Below are 24,573 nucleotides of genomic sequence, written 5' to 3' on the forward strand. Positions count from 1 at the left end.
GTTTTCACGCAGGCGTCCTGGCGAGCACTGACGTCTGCGTGAAGATTGCTCTGCGTTTTTCCTTTTCTCCCCGCCATCGCCACCGTAAAATCAATCACCTCGCTCACTTGCCTCCGGGACTTATGCAGACCTTCGTCGATATTCAACAGCGCCATAACCGTCGTTGGCTAACCGCCTTAACGCTGATTCTGCTCGTCACATTGACTATTAGCCTGTGCGCCGGTGACCAGTGGATCCCGCCGCAGGAGTGGTTTAGCGCCAAAGGCGAGCTGTTTATCTGGCAAATCCGCCTGCCGCGCACGCTGGCGGTGCTATTAGTGGGGGCGGCGCTGGCGCTTTCCGGGTCGATCATGCAGGCGCTGTTTGAAAACCCGTTGGCGGAGCCGGGTCTGCTGGGCGTTTCTAACGGTGCGGGCGTTGGGCTGATTGCCGCCGTGCTGTTAGGCCACGGCGTGTTACCCATGTGGGCGCTGGGGCTGTGCGCCATTGCCGGCGCGCTGCTGATTACCTTTATTCTGCTCCGTTTCGCCCGGCGCCACCTGTCCACCAGCCGTCTGCTGCTGGCGGGCGTGGCGCTCGGCATTATTTGTAGCGCGTTGATGACCTGGGCGGTCTATTTCTCAACCTCTTTTGACCTGCGCCAGCTGATGTACTGGATGATGGGGGGTTTTGGCGGCGTCGACTGGCAGCAGCTGTGGCTGATGCTGGCGCTAATACCGGTGCTGCTGTGGGTATGCTGGCAGTCGCAGCCGCTGAACCTACTGGCGTTGGGCGAAGTCTCGGCGCGTCAGCTCGGCCTGCCGCTGTGGTTATGGCGAAAACTACTGGTGGTGGCCACCGGCTGGCTGGTCGGCGTCAGCGTGGCGCTGGCGGGGGCGATTGGCTTTATTGGTCTGGTGATCCCGCATATTTTGCGCCTGTGCGGCCTGAGCGATCATCGGGTGCTGCTTCCCGCCTGCCTGTTAGCTGGCGCCAGCGCGCTGCTCGGCGCCGATATCATCGCCCGGCTGGCGTTATCGGCGGCGGAATTACCGATCGGCGTGGTGACGGCGACGCTGGGGGCGCCGGTGTTCATCTGGTTGCTGCTGCGTTCAGGGATACGGGGGTAGGGAGACGCCGTCAGCATGGACGGCGTCGGGGGACGCTTACCAGCCTTTGATGGCATCGCCTTTATAGACTTCCTGCGCTTTATCGGCGACTTCCCTGGTCTGGAAGGCCTCTTTCAGCTCCTGAATTTTCTTGCTGTCTTTATTATCTTCGCGCGCCACAATCGCATTGACATAAGGTGAATCCGGGCCTTCCATAAACAGGCCATCGCGGGCGGCGGATAAACCGACCTGCGCCGAGAAATTAGTGTTGATGATGGCAAGCGTAACGTTCGGGTCGTCGAGCGTACGGGTCAGCTGCGGAGTATCGACTTCGACAATCTTCAGATGTTTCGGGTTATCAATGATATCCAGCGTAGTGGGCAGATAGCCTACGCCGTCTTTCAACTTGATTAATCCTTGCGCCTGTAACAGCAGCAGGCTGCGGCCAAGCGTGGTGGTTTCGTTAGAGATAGAGACGGTCGCGCCGTCAGGCAGTTCGCTGATATTTTTGATTTTGCGCGAATAGGCGGCAATCGGGAAGACGAACGTTTTACCGACGATGGCGAATTTATAGCCGCGCTCTTTCGACTGCGCCTCGAGATAGGGCAGCGTCTGGAAGGCGTTGGCGTCGACATCCTTATTATTTAATGCTTCATTCGGCAGGACGTAATCATTGAAAGAGATAACCTCAACGTCGAGGTTATATTTATCTTTTGCTACCTGCTCTACGACTTTCCAGATAGCTTCATCCGGGCCGGTATTGATCGCGACTTTAACCTTATTGTTATCGTCCGAAGAGCAGGCGGATAACAGCGCCACCGATGTGGCGATTAACACCGAGCTTAACAACTTCTTCATCTCTAAAAACTCTCTTAAATTAACAAGTAACGAAACACTATTACATACTTTTCACACTGTACACTGATTTGTCCGTTGCTGATATTGAGAGGAATTCATGTTGCCGTCGGCAAGCGTAGCGCTGTCACATCAAGCGACATTTGCCCGCGAATCAAAGTAGAATCAAGCGCGTTGAATCCGCTACAGTAGATAGGGATCTCCTTAACCTGCATTATTGACTGAGGGAAGGCTATGCAACACGACATTCTTAATACCGAAGTGACGACCATCGATGGCGAAAAAACCACCCTGGCGGCGTATGCCGGAAAGGTGCTGCTGATCGTCAACGTGGCCTCATACTGCGGCCTCACGCCGCAGTATGAGCAACTGGAAGCGCTGCAAGAAGAGTTTGCCCCGCAGGGATTCAGCGTCCTTGGCTTCCCTTGTAATCAGTTTCTCGGCCAGGAGCCGGGCAGCGAAGAAGAGATTAAAACGTTCTGCAGCGTGACCTACGGCATCACCTTCCCGCTGTTCAGTAAAATTGACGTCAACGGCGAACATCGCGCGCCGCTGTATCAAAAATTGATTGCCGCCGCGCCGAAGGCCGTCGCGCCGGAAGGGAGCGGTTTCTATGAGCGGATGGCCAGTAAAGGCCGCGCGCCGCTGTACGTTGACGACATCCTGTGGAACTTTGAAAAATTCCTCGTGGGCCGCGATGGTCAGGTGATTCAGCGTTTCTCGCCGGATATGACGCCGGACGATCCGCAACTGCTGGCTGCGGTAAAAGGAGCATTAGCGCAATAATGCCGTTTTTGATGCAGCTACAGGATGTAGCGGAAGCGGGGCGGTTGTCGCCGTTTACCGCTGACGTGCGGCCCGGAGAGATAGTCCATCTGGTGGGGCCGAATGGCGCCGGCAAAAGTACCCTGCTGGCGCGCATGGCCGGGCTGACCAGCGGTCCCGGTTTGATTACGCTTAACCAGCGGGCGCTGGCTCAGTGGCCCGCAGCGGAGCTTGCCCGCCATCGCGCCTATCTGAGCCAGCAGCAGCTCCCGCCCTTTGCGATGCCGGTGTGGCACTATCTGTCGTTACATATGCAGGATAGCGCCCCGCAGGAGTTGCTCAACGAGATTGCCGGGCAACTGGGCTTAAGCGATAAGCTGGGGCGCCAGGTCAACCAGATCTCCGGCGGCGAGTGGCAGCGGGTGCGTCTGGCGGCGGTGATCCTGCAGATTCACCGGCGCGCGAATCCAGCCGGGCAGCTGTTGTTATTGGATGAACCAATGAACAGCCTTGATGTGGCGCAGCAGGCGGCGCTGGATAACGTGCTGGCGTCGCTGTGCGCGCTGGGGATCGCTATCGTGATGAGCAGCCACGATCTCAACCATACATTGCGTCATGCGCAGAGGGCGTGGCTCATTTGTAAGGGGCAGATGATTGCCTGCGGGGAAACGTATGAGGTGTTAAGTGAAGAGAATTTGACCGCCGCTTATCATATCTCTTTCCAGCGGGTGGAAGTCGCGGGTCATCTTATGCTCGTGGCGTCACAGTAGCGGGTAAGGATCTTGCCTGTAAGCCGCTAAACAGGCTAAATTATTGCAATAACAGGACAGGGAACAGAGGAATCGTCTGAGATGCGTGTGTGGTTCATTCTTATTGCGGCGATGGTGCTGGCAGGCTGTAGCAGCCACCGCGCGCCGCCGCCGAATCCACGGCTGGCTGATTCCATTACCGTGGTAGCCAATCTCAATGAGCAATTGCGCAACTGGCGCGGCGCGCCGTACCGCTATGGCGGCATGACGCCACGCGGTGTCGACTGCTCGGGCTTTGTGGTACGCACGTTCCGTGACAAATTCGCCATGCAGCTGCCGCGGGAAACTCGCGAGCAGGCGGAAATCGGCACCCGTATTGATAAAAGCGATCTGTTGCCCGGCGACCTGGTGTTCTTCAAAACCGGCTCCGGCGAAAGCGGCCTGCACGTCGGTATCTATGATACCGACAATCAATTTATTCACGCCTCCACCAGCCAGGGCGTTACCCGCTCGTCGCTGGACAACGTCTACTGGAATAAGAAATTCTGGCAGGCGAGGCGTATTTAACCCGCATCTGGCGAGAAAAGGGAGCGATGCTCCCTTTTTTAATTGCCATAACCCTGCAGTTCGCCCGTGTTAATCCCCTGTTGAAGGCACTACACTGGCAGCAGGAGGAACCATGACCCTGTCTTTTACTACTCACTGGCGCGATCGGCTGCCGGGTTTTTACACTTCACTGGCGCCCACGCCGCTGGATAACGCGCGTCTCATCTGGCGCAACACCGCGCTGGCGCAAACGCTGGGCGTCCCGGAGACGATATTTAATCCGCAACATGGGGCGGGCGTCTGGGGAGGCGAAGCGGTGCTGCCAGGGATGTCGCCGCTGGCGCAGGTCTACAGCGGCCATCAATTTGGCGCCTGGGCCGGTCAGCTTGGCGACGGGCGCGGCATTTTGCTTGGCGAGCAGCAGTTGCCGGATGGTCAACGTTTTGACTGGCATCTTAAAGGCGCCGGTCTGACGCCCTATTCGAGAATGGGCGATGGCCGGGCGGTACTGCGCTCGACTATCCGCGAAAGCCTTGCCAGCGAAGCAATGCATGCGCTGGGGATCCCAACCACCCGCGCGCTGGCGATGGTGACCAGCGACACGCCGGTTTACCGCGAACGCGAAGAACGCGGCACCATGCTGATGCGCATCGCCGAAAGCCACGTCCGCTTCGGCCATTTCGAACATTTTTACTATCGTCGCGAAGCGGAAAAAGTGCAGCAGCTGGCAGATTATGTGATTGAACACCACTGGCCGCAGCTGCAGCAGGAGGCGGATAAGTATATTCTTTGGTTCCGTGACGTTGTCACGCGTACCGCGGAAATGATCGCCAGCTGGCAGACTGTTGGCTTTGCCCACGGGGTGATGAATACCGACAATATGTCGATTCTTGGCCTTACCATGGATTATGGTCCGTATGGCTTCCTCGATGATTTCCAGCCCGGGTTTATCTGCAACCATTCTGATTATCAGGGGCGTTATAGCTTTGATAACCAACCGGCGGTAGGGTTGTGGAACCTGCAGCGTCTGGCCCAGTCGCTCTCGCCGTTTATCAGCGCCGACGCGCTGAACGCGGCGCTGGATGACTATCAGCCTGCCTTGTTGACCACCTACGGCCGCCGCATGCGCGACAAACTCGGCTTCTATACTCAGCAAACCGGTGATAACACTCTGCTTGATGGACTGTTCAGCCTGATGGAGCGTGAAGGGAGTGACTACACTCGTACCTTCCGGATGCTGAGCCAAAGCGAGCAGCACAGCGCGGCATCGCCGCTGCGTGATGAGTTTATCGACCGCGCGGCCTTTGATAGCTGGTTTGCCGACTACCGGGCGCGGCTGCGCGATGAACAGATCGACGATAGCGAACGCCAGCAGCGGATGCAGGGCGTCAACCCGGCGGTGGTGCTACGCAACTGGCTGGCGCAGCGGGCGATAGAAAAAGCCGAAGATGGCGACATGGGCGAGCTGGAACGTCTGCATGAAGCCCTCGCGCAGCCGTTCGCCGATCGTACTGATGATTACGCCAACCGCCCGCCTGATTGGGGTAAACATCTGGAAGTGAGCTGCTCCAGCTAACCGTAAAGCCTCGCCATCGCGCGGGGTTTTATTTGGTCAAAATTAGCTTACCGGCGTGGGTCTGGCGCAGCAGATAGCGCTGACCGTCATGTTCGATCACCACGCGACCTTCCGCACCCAACAGCGTCCGGCTGCTGATTTGGCGATCGCTGGCAAGGGGATAGGGAGCATTGTCTTTCGTTTTCTCAGCTGTGGCAGTGTTATCCATACGCGTCATAGCACCAAAATAAAAATAAAAGCAACAATGATAATCATTATCAGTAATGTTAATTTTCACGGCAAGCCTTTTTTGTTGTGGCTTACCATTTCAGGTAGTTATTGCGCAGAGGATGAACGGCGAGCGGTGAAATCCCGCCGCGAGCGCGGCGGGGGGAGGGATTACAACCGTGTAGCGGTGGCTGCAGCCAGTTCAGCGAGCATTTTTTCGCTATCTTCCCAGCTCAGGCACGGGTCGGTAATCGACTGGCCCCAGATCAGCGGCTGACCGGGGATCACTTTTTGCGTCCCTTCGGCGAGGAAGCTCTCCGCCATGATCCCGGCAATGGCGGTGGAGCCCTCGCGGATCTGCTGGCAGATATTGGCGCACACTTCCAGTTGACGGCGATGCTGCTTCTGACAATTGCCATGGCTGAAGTCGACGACCAGTTGCTCAGGGAGATCGAATTCGCGTAGCGCTTCGCCGGCGGCGGCGATATCCGCAGCATGATAATTTGGCCGTTTACCGCCGCGCATAATGATATGGCCGTACGGGTTACCGCTGGTCTGGTAGATGGTCATCTGGCCCTGTTTATCCGGTGACAGGAACATATGGCTGGCGCGCGAGGCGCGTATCGCGTCGACCGCGATACGGGTGTTGCCGTCGGTTCCGTTTTTAAAACCAACCGGGCAGGAGAGCGCCGAGGCCATCTCGCGGTGGATTTGGCTTTCGGTGGTGCGCGCGCCGATGGCGCCCCAGCTAATCAGATCGGCGATAAACTGCCCGGTCACCATATCCAGGAATTCGGTGGCGGTTGGGATACCCAGCTCGTTGATCTGCAGCAGCAGACGACGCGCCAGTTCGATACCGTGATTGACCCGGTAGCTGCCGTTGAGATCGGGGTCGGAAATAAGACCTTTCCAGCCCACGACGGTGCGCGGTTTTTCGAAATAGGTGCGCATGACAATTTCCAGCTGCGGCTGGTAACGTTCGCGCATGCCCTGCAGGCGGCGCGCATATTCCAGCGCCGCTTCAGGGTCGTGAATGGAGCAGGGGCCGATAATTACCAGCAGGCGGCGGTCTTCGCCGTTGAGGATTTTTTCAATCCGCCGGCGGGAGGCGGAGACGTGGGCGGCAACCTCGGCCGACACGGGATGGCGCTGCGCCAGTTCCGCGGGCGTTACCAGGCTTTCAATGCGCGCGGTACGCAATTCGTCTGTTTTATTCATTGGGGTCTCAAAAATCTGTTTCTTCCGCGGCGAAAATGCCGGGAAGTGATGCGCATCACGATAAACCAATCCCTGCTTATTGCAAGAGCAGGGCATGATCCTGTATAGGCCACGAGCGATAGCATAAACAAATTTTCAATAATGTACTAGTGTATTAGTACATCCTGCGATTCAGCCCCATGATATCCATGATTTTGGTGGCAATTTCCTCTACCGAATAGTTGGTGCTGTTGAGGCAGGGGATCTTGTTTTTGCGGTACAACGCTTCGACTTCGGTCACTTCCATGCGGCACTGGCGCAACGAGGCGTAGCGGCTATTTTCCCGGCGCTCTTCGCGGATTGCCGCCAGTCGCTCCGGGTTAATCGTCAGGCCGAACATCTTGTGCTGCAGCGGCTTTAACGAGGCCGGGAGAACCAGATTGTCCATATCGTCGGCGATAAAAGGGTAGTTAGCGGCGCGAATACCGTATTGCATGGCCAGATACAGGCTGGTCGGCGTTTTGCCGCAGCGCGAAACGCCAAGCAGGATCACCTGCGCCTGATCGAGATTGCGCAGCGAGATGCCATCATCGTGGGCAAGCGTGTAATCGATGGCGGCGATACGCGCATCGTATTTAATCAGGTTACCGGGATTCAGGCCATGGGTGCGGTGAGCCACCGGCGTGGGATCCAGATGTAATTCTTGCTGCAGCGGGGCTACCAGCGCCTGCACGATATCCTGACAAAACCCCTCGCTTTGCAAAATAATGTCGCGAATTTCGGGGATAACGATGGAATAGAAGACCAGCGGCCGGATGCCGGTTTGTTGAAAAATGGCATCGATTTGCTCTTTAACCGCCCGGGCGCGGCTGACGTTTTCGACGAACGGCAGGGTTACGCTACTGATAGCCACCGGGAATTGCGACATTACCGCATGGCCTAAAACTTCCGCCGTAATAGCGGTACCGTCAGAAATATAAAATACGTGGCGATCTACAGCACTGTCCATTTTGACCATCCGGTATAATTATCTAAAAGCAGAGTAAATTTAAGCACAGAGTTTTAACCTTTGTCTCACTTAAAAAAATGAAACGCTATTTTTGTTTTTAATGAAATGGCAGGTCCAGTTTCTGATTTTGCCCATTATTTGTATTAAATATCAATAGAGTTCATTTTAATCATAGAGTTAGACAATTCTGGAAAACAATCCGAAAAACAGAAAATTAATTTGCTTGAACGATTCACCGTTTTTTTCAGCGGCATAAATATGTCAGGATGAATACCGTAGTCGATCGTGTGTTTTCTATAATTTGTATTAAATCACAAAAGGATTGTCTCGATGTCCAACAATGGCTCGTCACCGCTGGTGCTTTGGTATAACCAACTCGGCATGAATGATGTAGACAGAGTTGGGGGCAAAAATGCCTCCCTTGGTGAAATGATTACTAACCTGTCCGGTATGGGTGTCTCCGTACCAAACGGGTTCGCCACCACCGCTGATGCTTTCGATCAGTTCCTGGACCAAAGCGGTGTTAACCAGCGCATTTATGCACTGCTGGATGAAACCGACATTGACGACGTTTCCGCATTAGCGAAAGCGGGCGCGCAGATCCGTCAGTGGATCATCGACACCCCCTTCCAGAGCGAACTGGAAAACGCGATTCGCGAAGCTTATGACCTGCTGTCCGCCGATGACGCCGAGGCCTCGTTCGCCGTGCGCTCTTCCGCGACGGCGGAAGATATGCCGGATGCTTCCTTCGCCGGTCAGCAAGAGACATTCCTCAACGTGCAGGGCTTTGACGCCGTGCTCGTTGCCGTGAAGCACGTATTCGCTTCACTGTTTAACGATCGCGCGATCTCCTATCGCGTGCATCAGGGTTACGATCACCGCGGCGTGGCGCTATCCGCCGGGGTGCAGAGGATGGTGCGCTCCGACCTGGCCTCCTCCGGCGTGATGTTCTCCATCGATACCGAGTCCGGTTTCGACCAGGTGGTGTTTATCACCTCGGCGTGGGGGCTCGGCGAGATGGTGGTGCAGGGCGCGGTGAACCCGGACGAATTTTACGTCCATAAACCGACCCTGGCGGCTAATCGCCCGGCTATCGTGCGCCGTACCATGGGGTCGAAAAAAATCCGCATGGTTTATGCGCCGACTCAGGAACACGGCAAGCAGGTGCGCATTGAAGATGTGCCGCAGGCGCAGCGCGATGTTTTCTCGTTAACCAACGAGGAAGTGGAAGAGCTGGCGAAGCAGGCGGTGCAGATCGAGAAGCACTACGGTCGCCCAATGGATATCGAGTGGGCGAAAGATGGCCATACCGGTAAGCTGTTTATCGTCCAGGCGCGCCCGGAAACCGTCCGTTCGCGCGGTCAGGTGATGGAGCGTTATACGCTGCATGCCCAGGGGCAGATCATTGCCGAAGGGCGAGCTATCGGCCACCGTATCGGCGCCGGCCCGGTCAAGGTTATTCACGATATCAGTGAGATGAACCGCATCGAGCCTGGCGACGTGCTGGTCACCGACATGACCGACCCGGATTGGGAACCGATCATGAAGAAAGCCTCGGCGATCGTCACCAACCGCGGCGGCCGTACCTGCCACGCGGCGATTATCGCCCGTGAGCTGGGCATCCCGGCGGTGGTCGGCTGCGGCGATGCGACCGATCGCATCCAGGAAAACCAGAATGTCACCGTTTCCTGCGCTGAAGGCGACACCGGCTATGTCTACGCGGAGCTACTGGACTTCAGCGTGAAGAGCTCAAGCGTTGGCGAGATGCCAAACCTGCCGCTGAAGGTGATGATGAACGTCGGCAACCCGGATCGCGCCTTTGACTTCGCCTGCCTGCCGAATGAAGGCGTGGGCCTGGCGCGTCTGGAATTCATCATCAACCGCATGATTGGCGTTCACCCGCGTGCGCTGTTGGAGTTTGACGACCAGGAGCCGGGCCTGCAGAACGAAATCCGCGAGCTGATGAAAGGCTACGACTCACCGAGAGAGTTCTACGTTGGCCGCCTGACCGAAGGGATCGCTACCCTTGGCGCCGCCTTCTACCCGAAACGGGTGATCGTGCGTTTGTCCGACTTCAAATCTAACGAGTACGCCAACCTGGTGGGCGGCGAGCGTTACGAGCCGGAAGAAGAGAACCCGATGCTCGGATTCCGCGGCGCCGGACGCTACGTTTCAGAAAGCTTCCGCGATTGCTTCGCTCTGGAGTGTGAAGCCATGAAACGCGTGCGTAACGACATGGGCCTGACCAACGTGGAAGTGATGGTGCCATTCGTACGTACCGTGGCGCAGGCGAAAGCGGTGGTCGAAGAGCTGGAACGTCAGGGACTGAAGCGCGGCGAGAACGGGTTGAAGATCATTATGATGTGCGAAATCCCGTCGAACGCGCTGCTGGCGGAGCAGTTCCTCGAGTACTTCGATGGCTTCTCGATTGGCTCGAACGACATGACGCAGCTGGCGCTGGGCCTCGATCGCGACTCCGGCGTCGTGTCTGAGCTGTTTGATGAACGCAACGACGCGGTGAAAGCGCTGCTGTCGATGGCCATCCGCGCGGCGAAAAAACAGGGCAAATACGTGGGCATCTGCGGCCAGGGGCCGTCCGACCACGAAGACTTTGCCGCCTGGCTGATGGAAGAGGGGATCGATAGCCTGTCCCTGAACCCGGATACCGTGGTGCAAACCTGGTTAGGTCTGGCTGAACTGAATAAATAAGTTCAACGCGGATAGCCCAATCCCTGGCAGAGATGCCGGGGATTTTTTTTGCCTTCAGCAACGTTTCGCGATGGTTGGTTTTGACGTAAAAAAAAGCCCATCGTGGGAGATGGGCAAAGACTACACACAGCAATTCGTTGTTTCACTCAGGGGATTTCCATGCTTATAAATCAATATCTTGATCTATAACCGTGGGCTAATAGTAGGCATCAGGGCTGTTGGCGTCGATCGGATTCTTCTCAATAGTTAAATCAGTGTGAAGAATATGAGAGGTAAATATCGAGCTGGAACATGAATATGCCGGAAGTGGCGGGGGATTGATAAATTTAGCTTAAGTTTAAGGCGGGTTTCCCCGCCTTTCGGTTACTTTTCGCTTTTGTTATGGCTGGCATTAAGCTCGGCGAGCTCCGCCAGAACCAGATCCGGGTCTAGCGGCGGTGGCGGCACTTCCTGTACCCAGGCGTCGTAAAGACGCCAGGAGACGGCCAGCAGCACCGGACCGATAAACAGGCCAATCATCCCGAAGGCGATCAGGCCGCCGATAACGCCGGAGAGGATCAGAATCATCGGCAGGTCGGCGCCCATGCGAATCAATACCGGGCGAATCACGTTATCCATCGTACCCACCACGCAGCTCCACACCAGCAGCACCGTGCCCCAGGTCGTATCGCCGGTCCAGTATAGCCAGATAATTGAAGGGACCAGCACGATAAGCGGCCCCAGCTGTACCAGACAGGTGAAAATCATCACCACGGTCAACAGCGCGGCGTAAGGCACGCCGCTTATCGCCAGCCCGATACCGCCGAGCACCGCCTGCGCCAGCGCGGTGACAACCACGCCCAGCGCTACGGCGCGTACCGCCTGTCCGGCGAGGACCACCGCAGCATCGCCACGCTTTGAGGCCAGACGGGTCGCGAAGTAGCGGAAACCATAGGCGACGCGCTCGCCGCGCCAGTAAAGCAGGGCGCTGAACAACAGCATCAGTCCGCAGTAAACCAGAAGTTTACCAATGTGCGCCGCCTGGCCGACAAACCAGGTGGTGGTGGCGCCAATATAAGGGCGAACCTTAGCCATAATCGCCGCGCCGCCCATCTCCAGCAGGCTATGCCAGGCGGAATAGAGTTTATCGCCGATCAGCGGAATCGAGTTCAGCCAGGCGAAATCCGGCAGCGTTACCTGGCCGGTGCTGACGATTTTGATCAGCGGGGCGCTATTATCGACCAGGCTATTCACCAATAAGGCGATAGGAATAACGAACAGTAAAAACAGCAGCAGCGTCATCACCAGCACCGCCAGCGAGCGCTTGCCAAACAGCAGCTTTTGCAGACGCAGCAGCACCGGCCAGGTGGCGATGACCACGGTACCGGCCCAGGCAAAAGAGAGAATAAATGGTTGCACAACCCACAGGCAGGAAATAATTATCAGGGACAAAAACAGCACCGACAGCAGAATTTGCGGTATGTCCCGGGGCTGATGTTGGTTAATCATAGAGAAAATTTACCTTTCCAGTCGCGTCTCAATGCTGACGCAGCGTAATTCCATGTACAGATAATAATATCAATAATTTCGCGCGCCTGATTTTGCCCGTAAATCTCGTGGGCGGATATGAAAAAAATGTGATAAAAAGTTGAGTGTGCCACGCAAACGTTTAATTTGCGCATTATTACATCTTCTAAACACAACATATTCAGGCAGGGTCACGGGTCATGATCCCACAGATTTCTCAAGCGCCGGGCGTCGTTCAACTGGTGCTGAATTTTTTGCAGGTACTGGAGCAACAAGGTTTCACCGGCGATACCGCCACCAGCTATGCCGACCGGCTCACCATGGCGACCGATAACAGCGTCTATCAGCTGTTGCCGGACGCCATTCTGTTTCCCCGTTCCACCGCAGACGTCGCTTTACTGGCGCGACTGGCGGCGGAGCCACGCTTTAAATCGCTGATTTTTACCCCACGCGGCGGTGGTACCGGCACCAATGGTCAAGCGCTGAACGCGGGGATTATCGTCGATATGTCGCGCTATATGAACCGTATTATCGAAATCAACCCCGAAGAGGGATGGGTGCGGGTCGAAGCCGGGGTAATCAAAGACCAGCTTAACCAGTTTCTTAAGCCCTACGGCTATTTCTTTGCCCCTGAACTGTCGACCAGTAACCGCGCGACGCTCGGCGGTATGATCAATACCGATGCCTCCGGACAGGGGTCATTGGTCTACGGTAAAACCTCCGATCATGTGCTTGGGGTGCGCTCGGTGCTCATGGGTGGCGATATCCTTGATACCTTACCCATTCCCGCCGCGCTGGCGGAAACGCTGGGGCGCGAGCAGTCAGCGATTGGCCGCATCTACCGTACCGTCTATCAGCGCTGCAAAGCGCAGCGTCAGCTGATCATCGATAAATTCCCAAAACTGAACCGCTTCCTGACCGGCTACGATTTGCGTCACGTGTTCAATGATGAGATGAGCGAGTTCGACCTGACGCGCATTCTGACCGGCTCCGAAGGCACGTTGGCATTTATTACCGAAGCGCGGCTCGATATTACGCGTCTGCCGAAGGTACGCCGGTTGGTCAACGTCAAATATGACTCTTTTGATTCGGCGCTGCGTAACGCCCCCTTCATGGTTGAAGCAAAGGCGCTGTCGGTGGAGACCGTCGATTCGAAGGTCCTTAATCTGGCGCGCGAAGATATCGTCTGGCACTCGGTGAGCGAACTGATCGCCGATGTGCCGGAAAAAGAGATGCTGGGGCTCAATATCGTTGAGTTTGCCGGTGATGATGCTGAATTAATAGATGGCCAGGTAACCACCCTGTGTCAGCGTCTTGATGAGCTGATGGCGCAGGGCGCCGCCGGGGTGATTGGCTGGCAGGTCTGTCATGAACTCGATGGTGTCGAGCGCATCTATGCCATGCGTAAAAAGGCGGTAGGTCTACTGGGCAATGCTAAAGGCGCCGCTAAACCGATTCCTTTTGCAGAAGATACCTGCGTGCCACCGGAGCATCTGGCGGATTACATCACCGAGTTTCGTGCTTTACTCGACGGACATGGTCTGAGCTACGGCATGTTTGGACACGTCGACGCCGGCGTGCTGCACGTTCGTCCGGCGTTGGACATGTGCGATCCGCAGCAGGAGGTGCTGATGAAGCAGATCTCCGACGAGGTGGTGGCGTTGACGGCCAAATATGGCGGTCTGCTGTGGGGCGAACACGGTAAAGGTTTCCGCGCCGAGTACAGTCCGGCCTTCTTTGGCGAGGAGTTATATAGCGAACTGCGTAAAGTGAAAGCCGCTTTTGATCCGGATAACCGATTGAATCCGGGGAAAATTTGCCCGCCCGAAGGCGTTGACGCGCCGATGATGAAAGTCGATGCGGTGAAACGCGGCACCTACGATCGCCAAATTCCCATCGCCGTGCGTAGCGCCTGGCGCGGCGCGATGGAGTGTAACGGCAACGGTCTGTGCTTTAACTTCGATGTAAAAAGCCCGATGTGTCCGTCAATGAAGGTCAGCAATCAGCGCATCCATTCGCCGAAAGGCCGCGCGACGCTGGTGCGCGAATGGTTACGCCTGCTGGCCGACCGCGGGATAGACCCGAACAAACTGGAGCAAGAACTCCCGGAGAAAGGTGTAAGCCTGCGCGCCCTGATCGAGCGTACCCGCAACAGCTGGCATGCGCGTAAAGGCGAATATGATTTCTCACATGAAGTGAAAGAGGCCATGTCCGGCTGTCTGGCCTGTAAGGCCTGTTCAACCCAGTGTCCGATTAAGATTGACGTGCCGGAATTCCGTTCCCGCTTCCTGCAGCTTTATCACAGCCGCTACCTGCGTCCGGTACGCGACCATCTGGTTGCGACGGTCGAGTCCTACGCGCCGCTGATGGCCCAGGCGCCAAAAACATTCAACTTCTTTATCAATCAGCCGTGGATGCGCAAGCTGTCGGAAAAACATATCGGTATGGTCGATCTACCGTTGCTCTCCGTGCCGTCGCTCAAGCAGCAGCTGGCAGGCCATCGTTCCGCCAATACCACGCTTGAGGATCTGGAGGCGATGAGCGTCGAACAGCGTGCGAAGAAGGTGCTGGTGGTACAGGATCCGTTTACCAGCTATTACGAAGCGCAGGTGGTGGCTGACTTTGTCCGCCTGATTGAAAAAATTGGCTATCAGCCGGTGCTGTTGCCGTTCTCGCCGAACGGTAAAGCGCAGCATATCAAGGGGTTCCTGACGCGCTTTGCGCGTACCGCGCAGAAAACCGCTGATTTTCTCAACCGCGTAGCGCGGCTGGATATACCGATGGTTGGCGTCGACCCCGCGCTGGTGCTCTGCTATCGCGATGAATATAACCAGACGCTGGGCGAGAAACGCGGCGATTTTCGCGTGATGCTGGCGCATGAGTGGCTGACCCAGGCGATAGCGCCATCGGCCGGCCAGGACAATAGCGGCGAACCCTGGTATCTGTTTGGCCACTGTACGGAAGTGACGGCGCTACCGGCCGCGCCCAAACAGTGGGCGGAAATATTTGCCCGTTTTGGGGCGAAAATGGAGTACATCAGTACGGGTTGCTGCGGTATGGCCGGTACCTATGGTCATGAAGTGAAAAACCATGCCAACTCGCTGGCGATTTACGCGCTTTCCTGGCAGCAGGCGATGGCGCGTTTACCGCGCAGCCGCTGTCTGGCTACCGGTTATTCCTGCCGCAGTCAGGTGAAGCGTATCGAAGGCAGCGGAGTGCGTCACCCGCTGCAGGCTCTGCTGGAGATTATCGGATGATTTGGAAACGTCAGGCTTCGCTAGCGCAGCTTAACGCGATGGGCGAGGGGAACATGGTTGGCCTGCTGGATATTCACTTTGTGGCCATCAGCGATAACGCCATTGAAGCGACGATGCCGGTGGATCACCGCACACATCAGCCATTTGGCCTGCTCCACGGCGGCGCATCGGTGGTTCTTGCTGAAACGCTGGGTTCGGTCGCGGGCTATCTGTGTACCGAAGGGGAACAGAAAGTGGTCGGCCTGGAAGTGAATGCCAACCATATTCGTTCGGTACGCAGCGGGCGGGTGCGTGGGGTTTGTACCGCGCTACATGTGGGGTCGCGCCATCAGGTGTGGCAAATCGATATCTCCGATGAGCAGGGGCGTTTGTGCTGCTCATCACGACTGACCACCGCCGTGGTGTAGCGGTCGGCAGAATAATTTAAGGGGATGCACTTGCATCCCCTTCTTGTTTATTGCGTTTCGTCCTTAATGACCTCGCTGACACCGTTTTTCTGTACCGAGGCGATGCCCTTTTTGGCCGCATCTTTCGATGAGTACATCTCACTGGTGGCGATGGTCTCATGGTTGTCCGCCTTCAGCAGAAAATACCACGGCTGTGGGACGCTCTTATCAGACTTTTTCAGTACGTAATACCCCATTCTTCACCCCTTTCGTTATTAACGAGCACTGAATAATCTGTAGACCAGGGCTAGCGAAACGGCAAGCAATCATCTAATAAATATATATTTGTTAAATCATTCGTTGTAATTATGCTACTATTTTAATTACGAAATACTTTCACGGTAACAAAGAGGATGGAGTTAACCATGGGTATCATTTCCTGGATCATTTTTGGTCTGATCGCTGGTATTTTGGCTAAGTGGATTATGCCGGGCAAAGACGGCGGTGGGTTTATTGTCACCGTGATCCTCGGTATTATCGGTGCGGTAGTCGGTGGCTGGATCAGTACGTTATTCGGCTTTGGCAAGGTTGACGGTTTTAACTTCGGCAGCTTTGTTGTGGCGGTGATTGGCGCAATCGTTGTGCTGTTTATCTACCGTAAAGTGAAGAGTTAATACGCCGAGCGCATATTCACTCTGAAACAGTAAACCGCCGTTCACCACGGCGGTTTTTTTATGCCCGCGACAGACGCTCGTAAACAAAAAAAAGCCCGCTGGATACCCGCGGGCGAACCCATTTTGGCAAATTTTTTCGGCTGCCTCCTGACAAAGGGCGTAAACTCCGTTTTGCAGGATGGTAAGGCGCAGCCTGACTGCTTCCCGGCTGGAGAAGCAGCGAGGTAATTTTATGTTTAATTCCGGGGTTACATAAGCTGACAAAAACAGTAGGGGGAGGGTTACTCCAGCAACACGCTCATCACCAGCAGCACTACCATGCACATCGACATAATACTGATATCAATCATCCTGTACGACACTCGCTCCCGTAAACCATAATCCGACTTTGCATCGGTAAACATTTACAAACGACGCGAATTGTACATGAGTAAACGCTGCCTAAACCAACCCTGTTTTTAAGAATTAACCGATCGCATCACAAAATTGAATCGTTCTATTCGTCGCCAGCTGCGCCGATTGGCGCTTTGGCGAAAATCTGTAGCCGGGCTTCGGAATTGTAAAATGGAATCAGCAGAAAAGCTAAACCCGCGCCACCGGTTGCATACTGCACTGCCAGATCGGCGCTGTGGGTGATAAATATTTGATGTCCCCCCCAACTACAACCCACGCTCATATCCGGAGTACAGTTTTTCCATTTGCTAAGTAACTCGCCACTTTTCGTCAGATATAAATACTTCGTGTCCGAACCCGATGGCGGCGTCGCGGATTCGGCTAACAAGGCGAACGTTTGAGTACTTACTACTTTCCCTTGCTCGTCTAACGATGAAGCCTGCAGCGTGGCGGTGGGGAAATTGAAACGTAATTCAATGGCTGCGGCATTTTTATCACTGACGTAAAAAACCTGCGTTAAATTATCCGCACCCCAATATTTTCCGCCGCTGGGTTGCAGCGGTTTGATCTTAAATCGATATACGTTCTGCGTGCGTATATCCTGGCGCTGGGAGTACTCGGCATTGTATTGCGCGCTTTGCGGCGCGTTAACCGAGCAGCCGGTAAGTAACCCCATTAATATTAGTGCTGTAAATTTGCGCATCCTTTTCCCCGGCGATCGTTCATCTACTGGTGCCGGTTGATTATGCCCGTTATGACAAACGATAAAAAACACAGAACGCTACCAAAGCAGGTAGGTTTTTGCGCTCTGCACAATCTGCCACACCGCTAAAATAAGCTGTGCCATGCTTGTTATCGGATGCTGGAATAGAGAGAAAGAGATGACGATTACGCTATGCAAAGCTTGTGGTACCTCATATGAATTTAGCGAAAACCCTCCGCAACATTGCCCGATATGCGAAGACGAGCGGCAATTTATTCCGGTGGGCGGCCAGCAGTGGATTGCATTAAATAAGCTCACCGCATCGCACAGCAATAAGTGGCAACAGCATAACAGCGCGCTTTTTAGCATTCGCACTATTCCTGGCTTTGCCATTAATCAGCGGGCATTTCTGCTGCGTACGCCGCAGGGCAATATTCTATGGGACTGCATCGCCAACCTCGACGAGGCGACAAAAACGCTGGTTTCCGCGCTGGGTGGGCTGAAAGCCATCGCTATCTCACATCCGCATTACTACAGTTGTATGCAGGATTGGGCGGCGGAGTTCAAGGCGCCAATCTATTTGCATGGGGATGACCGCCAGTGGGTCATGCGAGACAGCCCGTGGATTACCTTTTGGGAGGGCGATAGCCTGCAACTGACGGCCGATGCCAGTCTGATTCGCCTGGGTGGGCATTTTGCTGGTGGCTGCGTCCTGCACTGGGCGCAGGGCGACGGCCTCCTATTATCCGGCGATATTGTCCAGGTGGCGCCCGGAGCAAACGCCGTTTCTTTCATGTGGAGCTATCCCAATATGCTACCGCTGCCGGCATCAACGGTCACGGATATCATTCATCGGCTGGCGGACGTGAAATTCAGCCAAATCTACGGCGCGTTTGAGGGGCGGGAGATTCTGAATAACGCCGGGGAGATCGTCCGTCGCAGCGGGGAAAAGTATGTTGCTTGTTTGACTAAGTAAATATAACTCTCTGTTTGCGCATATCGTCTTCATGGCTGCTTTCTTGCCTTTCTGTACTCATCTTAGGCGTTTTCACCCTGACGAAAAGTGCCATTTCCGGTCTCTATCGCATAAATCGGTATTTTCGATGCATCTTTTCCATTGCCGCTTCGCCTGCGCTCTTATTCTCAATAACTTATTATTTATCAATCTATTAAATATAAGGATTGCTTCCTGATAACCCCTTCACCAGGGTCTATGCTTATAGAAAAGCGCAGAAACGGGCGAAATGGCCGAATACCCCTGCTCCGGCAGGGTTGAAGTGATAATCATTATCACTAACATGAGGGTATGGCCCGATGGCGGCACTCGATGAGGTAGAGCGATGGAACTACAAACAAACACCTTTAATCCTGACGATTTCAACTGGCAGGGGCTAACGATGACCCCCGCTGCGGCGGCCCATATTCGCGATCTGATGCGCAAACAGCCGGACAAACAGGGACTGCGCCTGGGGATTAAAACCAGCGGCTGCGCCGGTTTTGGCTACGTGCTGGAAATGATTGCCGAGCCGGCGGACGACGATCTGCTGTTTGAACGCGACGGTGCGAAGCTGTTTGCGCCGCTGCAGGCGATGCCGTTCATTGACGGTACCGAACTGGATTATGTTCGCGAAGGCTTAAATGAAATATTCAAGTTTCATAACCCGAAAGCGCAGCACGAATGCGGCTGCGGCGAAAGCTTCGGGGTTCAGGCGGAGTAACTATGTCTCGAAATACTGAAGCAACTGACGATGTCAAAAGCTGGACCGGCGGCCCGCTCAACTATAAAGAAGGCTTTTTTACCCAGCTACAAACCGATGAGCTGGCCAAAGGCATTAATGAAGAGGTGGTACGCGCGATTTCCGCTCGCCGTAATGAACCGGAGTGGATGCTCGAATTTCGTCTCAACGCCTTTAAGGCCTGGCAGGAGATGGAGGAGCCGCACTGGCTGAAAGCGCATTACGATAAGCTTAATTATCAGGATTACAGCTACTACTCGGCGCCATCCTGCGGCAACTGCGACGAGACCTGCGCCTCGGAGCCCGGCGCGGTGCAACAGACCGGGGCAAACACCTTCCTGACAAATGAAGTCGAGGAAGCTTTTAACCTGCTCGGGGTACCGGTACGCGAAGGCAAAGAAGTCGCGGTGGACGCCATTTTCGACTCGGTATCGGTAGCAACCACCTATCGCGAGAAGCTGGCGGAGCAGGGGATCATCTTCTGCTCCTTTGGCGAAGCGATTCACGATCATCCGGAACTGGTGAAAAAGTATCTCGGTACCGTAGTGCCGGGCAACGACAACTTCTTCGCTGCGCTGAACGCCGCGGTTGCTTCCGATGGCACCTTTATCTACGTGCCGAAAGGCGTGCGCTGTCCGATGGAGCTGTCGACCTATTTCCGCATCAACGCCGAGAAAACCGGCCAGTTTGAACGTACGATTCTGGTCGCCGACGAGGGTAGCTACGTGAGCTATATCGAAGGCTGCTCGGCGCCGGTACGCGACAGCTATCAGCTGCATGCGGCGGTGGTTGAAGTCATCATTCATAAAGATGCGGAAGTGAAGTACTCCACCGTGCAGAACTGGTTCCCCGGCGACAACAATACCGGCGGCATCCTTAACTTCGTCACCAAGCGCGCGCTGTGCGAAGGCGAAAACAGCAAGATGTCGTGGACCCAGTCGGAAACCGGCTCGGCCATTACCTGGAAATACCCGAGCTGCATTCTGCGCGGCGATAACTCGATCGGCGAATTCTTCTCGGTGGCGCTGACCAGCGGCCATCAGCAGGCGGATACCGGGACCAAAATGATTCATATCGGCAAGAACACCCGTTCGACCATTATCTCGAAAGGGATCTCCGCCGGCCACAGCCAGAATAGCTATCGCGGGCTGGTCAAAATTATGCCGACCGCGACGAACGCCCGGAACTTCACCCAGTGCGATTCGATGCTGATCGGCCCGGACTGCGGAGCGCATACCTTCCCGTACGTCGAATGCCGCAATAACAGCGCTCAGCTGGAACACGAAGCCACCACCTCGCGGATTGGCGAAGATCAGCTGTTTTACTGCCTGCAGCGGGGTATTAGCGAAGATGATGCGATCTCAATGATCGTCAATGGATTCTGTAAAGACGTGTTCTCAGAATTGCCGCTGGAGTTCGCCGTCGAAGCGCAAAAATTGCTGGCTATTAGCCTTGAACATAGCGTCGGCTGATAATTAAGGAAAAAAGATGTTAAGTATTAAAGATTTGCAAGTCGCCGTAGAAGACAAAGAGATCCTGCGCGGGCTGAACCTTGAGGTGCGCCCCGGCGAAGTCCACGCGATCATGGGCCCTAACGGCTCAGGGAAAAGTACGCTCTCGGCTACCCTCGCCGGACGGGAGGATTACGAAGTCACCGGCGGCAGCGTCGAGTTTAAGGGCAAAGACCTGCTCGAACTCGCCCCGGAGGATCGCGCCGGGGAGGGCATTTTTATGGCTTTTCAGTATCCGGTGGAAATTCCAGGCGTCAGTAATCAGTTTTTCCTGCAAACCGCGCTCAACGCCGTACGCGCCTATCGCGGCCTGGAGGCGCTGGATCGTTTCGATTTCCAGGATTTAATGGAAGAGAAAATCAAACTGCTGAAGATGCCGGAAGATCTGCTAACTCGTTCGGTGAACGTTGGTTTCTCCGGCGGCGAGAAAAAACGCAACGATATTCTGCAAATGGCGGTGCTTGAGCCCGAGCTGTGTATCCTCGATGAATCGGATTCCGGGCTGGATATTGATGCCCTGAAGATTGTCTCGGAGGGGGTTAACTCACTGCGTGACGGCAAACGCGCCTTTATTATCGTCACCCACTATCAGCGTATCCTTGATTACATCAAACCGGATTATGTCCACGTGCTGTATCAGGGGCGAATCGTCAAGTCGGGCGATTTCACTCTGGTTAAACAACTGGAGGAGCAGGGCTATGGCTGGCTTACCGAACAGCAGTAACGCGCTGCAGCAGTGGCATCATCTGTTTGAAGCACAGGGCGAAGAACGCACGCCGCAGGCCAATCAGCATTTGCAACAGCTGTTGCGCCTGGGGTTGCCGACGCGCAAACATGAAAACTGGAAATATACACCGCTGGACGCGCTGCTAAGCGGCACGTTTGTTGCGACGCCGGCTACACTCAGCGTGGCGCAGCGCGACGCGCTGGCGCTCAACCTCGACGCCTGGCGGATGGTGTTTGTTGATGGCCGCTTCAGCCCGGCGCTCAGCGACGATCTCACCGCTAGCGGTTTTGACGTTAGCGTTGATAACCAGCGCCAGCATCTGCCGGATGCGGTACAGCCGGAAGTGTTTCTTCATCTCACCGAAAGTCTGGCGCAGACGGTAACCCGCATCGATGTGAAGCGCAATCAGCGCCCGGAGAAACCGCTGCTGCTGATGCATATTACCAGCGGACTGGCCGGCGACGAGCTTAATACCGCTCACTATCGCCATCATCTGGCGCTGGAGAGCGGGGCGCAGGCGACCATCATCGAGCACTATATTAGCCTTGATGAGCAGCGGCATTTCACCGGCGGACGCCTGACCATGGCAGTGGCGGATAACGCCCATCTGCAGCATATCAAGCTGGCGTTTGAAAATGGGCAAAGCTACCACTTCGCCCATAACGATCTGCTGCTTGGCCGCGATGCTTCGGCATTCAGCAGCAGCTTCCTGCTGGGCGGCGCGGTGTTACGACACCATACCAGTACCCGTCTGGCCGGTGAAAACAGCAATCTGCGCATTAACTCGCTGGCGATGCCGGTGAAAAACGAGGTCTGCGACAGCCGTACCTGGCTCGATCACCGCGTTGGCTACTGCAACAGCCGTCAACTACACAAAACCATCGTCAGCGATAAGGGGCGGGCGGTATTTAATGGCCTGATTAACGTCGCGAAACACGCGCTGAAAACCGATGGTCAGATGACCAATAACAATCTGTTGTTGGGAAGGCTGGCGGAAGTCGATACCAAACCGCAGCTGGAAATTTACGCCGACGACGTCAAATGCAGCCACGGCGCCACCGTCGGTCGTATTGATGACGAACAGCTGTTCTATCTGCGCTCGCGCGGTATCGACCAACAGGCGGCGCAGCAGATGATCCTTTACGCCTTCGCCGCCGAACTTACTGAAGCCATTAGCGATGACGCGCTGAAACAACAGGTGTTGGCGCGCATTGGCAAGCGCCTGCCGGGAGGGGATGCATGACATTTTCAGTAGAACGCCTGCGCGCCGATTTCCCGGTGTTGAGCCGCGAGGTTAACGGCCAACCATTGGTTTATCTCGATAGCGCCGCCAGCGCGCAGAAACCGGAAGCGGTGATTAACGCCGAAGCCGAGTTTTATCGCCATGGTTACGCTGCCGTTCATCGTGGTATCCACACGCTGAGCGCCGAAGCGACGGCGCGGATGGAGCAGGTACGCCAGCAGGCGGCCGCTTTTCTTAATGCCCGCTCGCCGGAAGAGTTGGTGTTCGTACGAGGTACCACCGAAGGCATCAATCTGGTAGCCAATAGCTGGGGCGGGGCTAACATCGGGACTGGCGATAATATTATCGTCAGCGAAATGGAACACCACGCCAATATCGTGCCGTGGCAGATGCTCTGCGCCCGCGTCGGCGCCGAGCTAAGAGTGATCCCGCTCAACCAGGACGGTACTTTACAACTCGATGTTATTCCCGGTCTATTTGACGACCGCACCCGGCTGCTGGCGATAACCCAGGTGTCGAACGTACTAGGGACAGAAAACCCGCTATCGGCGCTGATCCCGCTGGCGCATCAGCATGGCGCGAAGGTGCTGGTGGATGGCGCGCAGGCGGTGATGCATCACCCGGTGGATGTGCAGGCGCTGGATTGCGATTTTTACGTCTTCTCGGCGCATAAGCTGTACGGGCCGACCGGTATCGGCGTGCTGTACGCCAAAGAATCGTTGTTACAGGAGATGCCGCCGTGGGAAGGCGGCGGGTCGATGATTGCCACCGTCAGCCTGAGGGAGGGCACCACCTGGGCGAAAGCGCCGTGGCGCTTTGAAGCTGGCACGCCGAATACCGGTGGAATTATTGGCCTCGGCGCCGCGTTGGACTACGTCAGCGAGATTGGGCTTGAGCAGATCGGCGAATATGAGCAGACGCTGATGCGCTATGCCTTGCAGGAGCTGAAAAAGGTGCCGGATTTAACGCTTTACGGCCCGCAACATCGTTTGGGCGTCATCGCTTTCAACCTCGGGAAACATCATGCCTACGATGTCGGCAGTTTTCTCGATAACTACGGTATTGCGGTGCGTACCGGACACCATTGCGCGATGCCGCTGATGGCGTTCTATCAGGTTCCGGCGATGTGCCGGGCGTCGCTGGCGATGTACAATACGATGGAAGAGGTGGATCGGCTGGTGGCCGGGCTGCAGCGGATCCACAAATTACTGGGTTAAAGGACGCGACTATGGCGGCATTACCAGACAAAGACAAATTGCTGCGCAACTTTTCTCGCTGCGCTAACTGGGAAGAGAAGTATCTCTACATCATTGAACTCGGCCAGCGCCTGGCGCCGCTCAGCGCGGAAGAACACATCGCGCAGAATATTATTCAGGGCTGCCAAAGCCAGGTGTGGATCGTGATGGAGCAGGAGCCATCCGGCGTGATTACCCTACGCGGCGATAGCGATGCGGCCATCGTCAAAGGGCTGATTGCGGTAGTATTCATCCTTTATGACCGCATGACCGCGCAGGATATTAGCGAATTCGATGTACGCCCGTGGTTTGAAAAAATGGCGTTGACCCAACATCTTACCCCCTCCCGCTCGCAGGGCCTTGAAGCGATGATCCGCGCAATTCGCGCGAAAGCCGCAAATCTCAGCTAGAATAAACAGGTAGATTTCATTCTGTTACGTGCGACGAAGGCGAACGCTTTCGTCGCCGCGCAGATCCTGGCGTTTTATCAGCGAAAGAAGG

At 55.5% G+C, this 24,573-nt stretch carries 24 protein-coding genes and 1 other RNA gene; 16 read left to right on the forward strand and 9 right to left on the reverse strand.

The genetic code is table 11. The features are described from left to right. Positions 1-122 precede the first annotated feature (122 nt). Positions 123-1,109: a vitamin B12 ABC transporter permease BtuC gene (btuC, locus tag EAE_RS17335; protein ID WP_015705117.1), complete on the forward strand. Its 987-nt coding sequence runs from the start codon at positions 123-125 to the stop codon at positions 1,107-1,109. A 36-nt stretch (positions 1,110-1,145) separates the two neighbouring features. On the opposite strand, the gene EAE_RS17340 is transcribed toward btuC, so the two are convergent. Continuing rightward, complete coding sequence (locus EAE_RS17340) at positions 1,146-1,946, reverse strand: MetQ/NlpA family ABC transporter substrate-binding protein (RefSeq protein ID WP_015705118.1); 801 nt, start codon at positions 1,944-1,946, stop codon at positions 1,146-1,148. Between the two features lie 231 nt (positions 1,947-2,177). On the opposite strand from EAE_RS17340, the gene EAE_RS17345 reads away from it, so the two are divergent. From EAE_RS17345 to selO, 4 genes are all read left to right on the forward strand, one after another. After that, positions 2,178-2,729: a glutathione peroxidase gene (locus EAE_RS17345; protein ID WP_015705119.1), complete on the forward strand. Its 552-nt coding sequence runs from the start codon at positions 2,178-2,180 to the stop codon at positions 2,727-2,729. Next, entirely contained in the window at positions 2,729-3,478 is a 750-nt protein-coding gene (btuD, locus tag EAE_RS17350) for a vitamin B12 ABC transporter ATP-binding protein BtuD (protein ID WP_015705120.1), read from the forward strand. Before EAE_RS17345 ends, btuD begins: the two co-directional genes overlap by 1 nt. Before the next feature lie 81 nt (positions 3,479-3,559). Beyond that, positions 3,560-4,024: an NlpC/P60 family protein gene (locus tag EAE_RS17355; protein WP_015367031.1), complete on the forward strand. Its 465-nt coding sequence runs from the start codon at positions 3,560-3,562 to the stop codon at positions 4,022-4,024. Between the two features lie 112 nt (positions 4,025-4,136). Beyond that, a complete protein-coding gene (gene selO / locus EAE_RS17360) occupies positions 4,137-5,579 on the forward strand; it encodes a protein adenylyltransferase SelO (protein WP_015705121.1) in 1,443 nt (480 codons plus the stop codon). Positions 5,580-5,607: 28 nt separating this feature from the next. On the opposite strand, the gene hemP is transcribed toward selO, so the two are convergent. The 4 genes from hemP to EAE_RS25270 all read right to left on the reverse strand — a co-directional run bounded on the left by hemP (position 5,608) and on the right by EAE_RS25270 (position 8,246). Further along, positions 5,608-5,787, reverse strand: coding sequence for a hemin uptake protein HemP (hemP, locus tag EAE_RS17365; protein WP_026612342.1), 180 nt, complete (start codon positions 5,785-5,787; stop codon positions 5,608-5,610). 170 nt (positions 5,788-5,957) lie between these two features. Next, positions 5,958-7,004, reverse strand: coding sequence for a 3-deoxy-7-phosphoheptulonate synthase (locus tag EAE_RS17370; RefSeq protein WP_015705122.1), 1,047 nt, complete (start codon positions 7,002-7,004; stop codon positions 5,958-5,960). 154 nt (positions 7,005-7,158) lie between these two features. Continuing rightward, positions 7,159-7,992, reverse strand: a complete 834-nt coding sequence (gene ppsR, locus EAE_RS17375) for a posphoenolpyruvate synthetase regulatory kinase/phosphorylase PpsR (RefSeq protein WP_015367027.1) — start codon at positions 7,990-7,992, stop codon at positions 7,159-7,161. A gap of 143 nt (positions 7,993-8,135) precedes the next feature. After that, positions 8,136-8,246: a hypothetical protein gene (locus tag EAE_RS25270; protein WP_015705123.1), complete on the reverse strand. Its 111-nt coding sequence runs from the start codon at positions 8,244-8,246 to the stop codon at positions 8,136-8,138. Positions 8,247-8,322: 76 nt separating this feature from the next. Between EAE_RS25270 and ppsA the strand changes: the two genes are divergently transcribed. Then, positions 8,323-10,701, forward strand: coding sequence for a phosphoenolpyruvate synthase (gene ppsA / locus EAE_RS17380; protein WP_015367026.1), 2,379 nt, complete (start codon positions 8,323-8,325; stop codon positions 10,699-10,701). An 85-nt stretch (positions 10,702-10,786) separates the two neighbouring features. On the opposite strand, the gene rprA is transcribed toward ppsA, so the two are convergent. Both rprA and ydiK read right to left on the reverse strand, forming a co-directional pair. Beyond that, positions 10,787-10,894, reverse strand: an RNA gene (gene rprA, locus EAE_RS17385) — antisense sRNA RprA. A 170-nt stretch (positions 10,895-11,064) separates the two neighbouring features. After that, complete coding sequence (gene ydiK, locus EAE_RS17390; RefSeq protein WP_015367025.1) at positions 11,065-12,189, reverse strand: AI-2E family transporter YdiK; 1,125 nt, start codon at positions 12,187-12,189, stop codon at positions 11,065-11,067. Between the two features lie 218 nt (positions 12,190-12,407). Between ydiK and ydiJ the strand changes: the two genes are divergently transcribed. Next, on the forward strand, positions 12,408-15,464 hold the full coding sequence (ydiJ, locus tag EAE_RS17395; RefSeq protein ID WP_015367023.1) for a D-2-hydroxyglutarate dehydrogenase YdiJ: 3,057 nt from the start codon (positions 12,408-12,410) through the stop codon (positions 15,462-15,464). Then, positions 15,461-15,871, forward strand: coding sequence for a 1,4-dihydroxy-2-naphthoyl-CoA hydrolase (gene menI / locus EAE_RS17400; protein ID WP_015367022.1), 411 nt, complete (start codon positions 15,461-15,463; stop codon positions 15,869-15,871). Before ydiJ ends, menI begins: the two co-directional genes overlap by 4 nt. A gap of 47 nt (positions 15,872-15,918) precedes the next feature. On the opposite strand, the gene EAE_RS17405 is transcribed toward menI, so the two are convergent. Beyond that, positions 15,919-16,107 (reverse strand): YegP family protein, encoded by a 189-nt coding sequence (locus EAE_RS17405; protein ID WP_015705124.1) that lies wholly within the window; start codon positions 16,105-16,107, stop codon positions 15,919-15,921. Between the two features lie 168 nt (positions 16,108-16,275). Here EAE_RS17405 and EAE_RS17410 point away from each other — a divergent pair, with 168 nt between their 5' ends. Beyond that, positions 16,276-16,524 (forward strand): GlsB/YeaQ/YmgE family stress response membrane protein, encoded by a 249-nt coding sequence (locus EAE_RS17410; protein WP_015367020.1) that lies wholly within the window; start codon positions 16,276-16,278, stop codon positions 16,522-16,524. A 496-nt stretch (positions 16,525-17,020) separates the two neighbouring features. On the opposite strand, the gene EAE_RS17415 is transcribed toward EAE_RS17410, so the two are convergent. Next, positions 17,021-17,620: a hypothetical protein gene (locus tag EAE_RS17415; protein ID WP_046884213.1), complete on the reverse strand. Its 600-nt coding sequence runs from the start codon at positions 17,618-17,620 to the stop codon at positions 17,021-17,023. Between the two features lie 178 nt (positions 17,621-17,798). Between EAE_RS17415 and EAE_RS17420 the strand changes: the two genes are divergently transcribed. The 7 genes from EAE_RS17420 to sufE all read left to right on the forward strand — a co-directional run bounded on the left by EAE_RS17420 (position 17,799) and on the right by sufE (position 24,482). Beyond that, entirely contained in the window at positions 17,799-18,596 is a 798-nt protein-coding gene (locus tag EAE_RS17420; protein ID WP_015705127.1) for an MBL fold metallo-hydrolase, read from the forward strand. Between the two features lie 364 nt (positions 18,597-18,960). Beyond that, the gene (gene sufA / locus EAE_RS17425; RefSeq protein ID WP_015705128.1) at positions 18,961-19,338 is read left to right on the forward strand and encodes a Fe-S cluster assembly scaffold SufA; all 378 of its coding nucleotides are present in this window, start codon (positions 18,961-18,963) and stop codon (positions 19,336-19,338) included. 2 nt (positions 19,339-19,340) lie between these two features. Beyond that, entirely contained in the window at positions 19,341-20,828 is a 1,488-nt protein-coding gene (gene sufB, locus EAE_RS17430; protein WP_015705129.1) for a Fe-S cluster assembly protein SufB, read from the forward strand. Positions 20,829-20,844: 16 nt separating this feature from the next. After that, positions 20,845-21,591 (forward strand): Fe-S cluster assembly ATPase SufC, encoded by a 747-nt coding sequence (gene sufC / locus EAE_RS17435; protein ID WP_015367012.1) that lies wholly within the window; start codon positions 20,845-20,847, stop codon positions 21,589-21,591. Further along, the gene (sufD, locus tag EAE_RS17440; protein WP_015705130.1) at positions 21,566-22,837 is read left to right on the forward strand and encodes a Fe-S cluster assembly protein SufD; all 1,272 of its coding nucleotides are present in this window, start codon (positions 21,566-21,568) and stop codon (positions 22,835-22,837) included. The genes sufC and sufD overlap by 26 nt, the downstream gene beginning before the upstream one ends. Then, positions 22,834-24,054 (forward strand): cysteine desulfurase SufS, encoded by a 1,221-nt coding sequence (gene sufS, locus EAE_RS17445; RefSeq protein WP_015705131.1) that lies wholly within the window; start codon positions 22,834-22,836, stop codon positions 24,052-24,054. The genes sufD and sufS overlap by 4 nt, the downstream gene beginning before the upstream one ends. 11 nt (positions 24,055-24,065) lie before the next feature. After that, positions 24,066-24,482 (forward strand): cysteine desulfuration protein SufE, encoded by a 417-nt coding sequence (gene sufE, locus EAE_RS17450; protein ID WP_015705132.1) that lies wholly within the window; start codon positions 24,066-24,068, stop codon positions 24,480-24,482. Positions 24,483-24,573 lie beyond the last annotated feature (91 nt).

It is taken from the genome of Klebsiella aerogenes KCTC 2190 (assembly GCF_000215745.1).
GTDB lineage: Bacteria > Pseudomonadota > Gammaproteobacteria > Enterobacterales > Enterobacteriaceae > Klebsiella > Klebsiella aerogenes.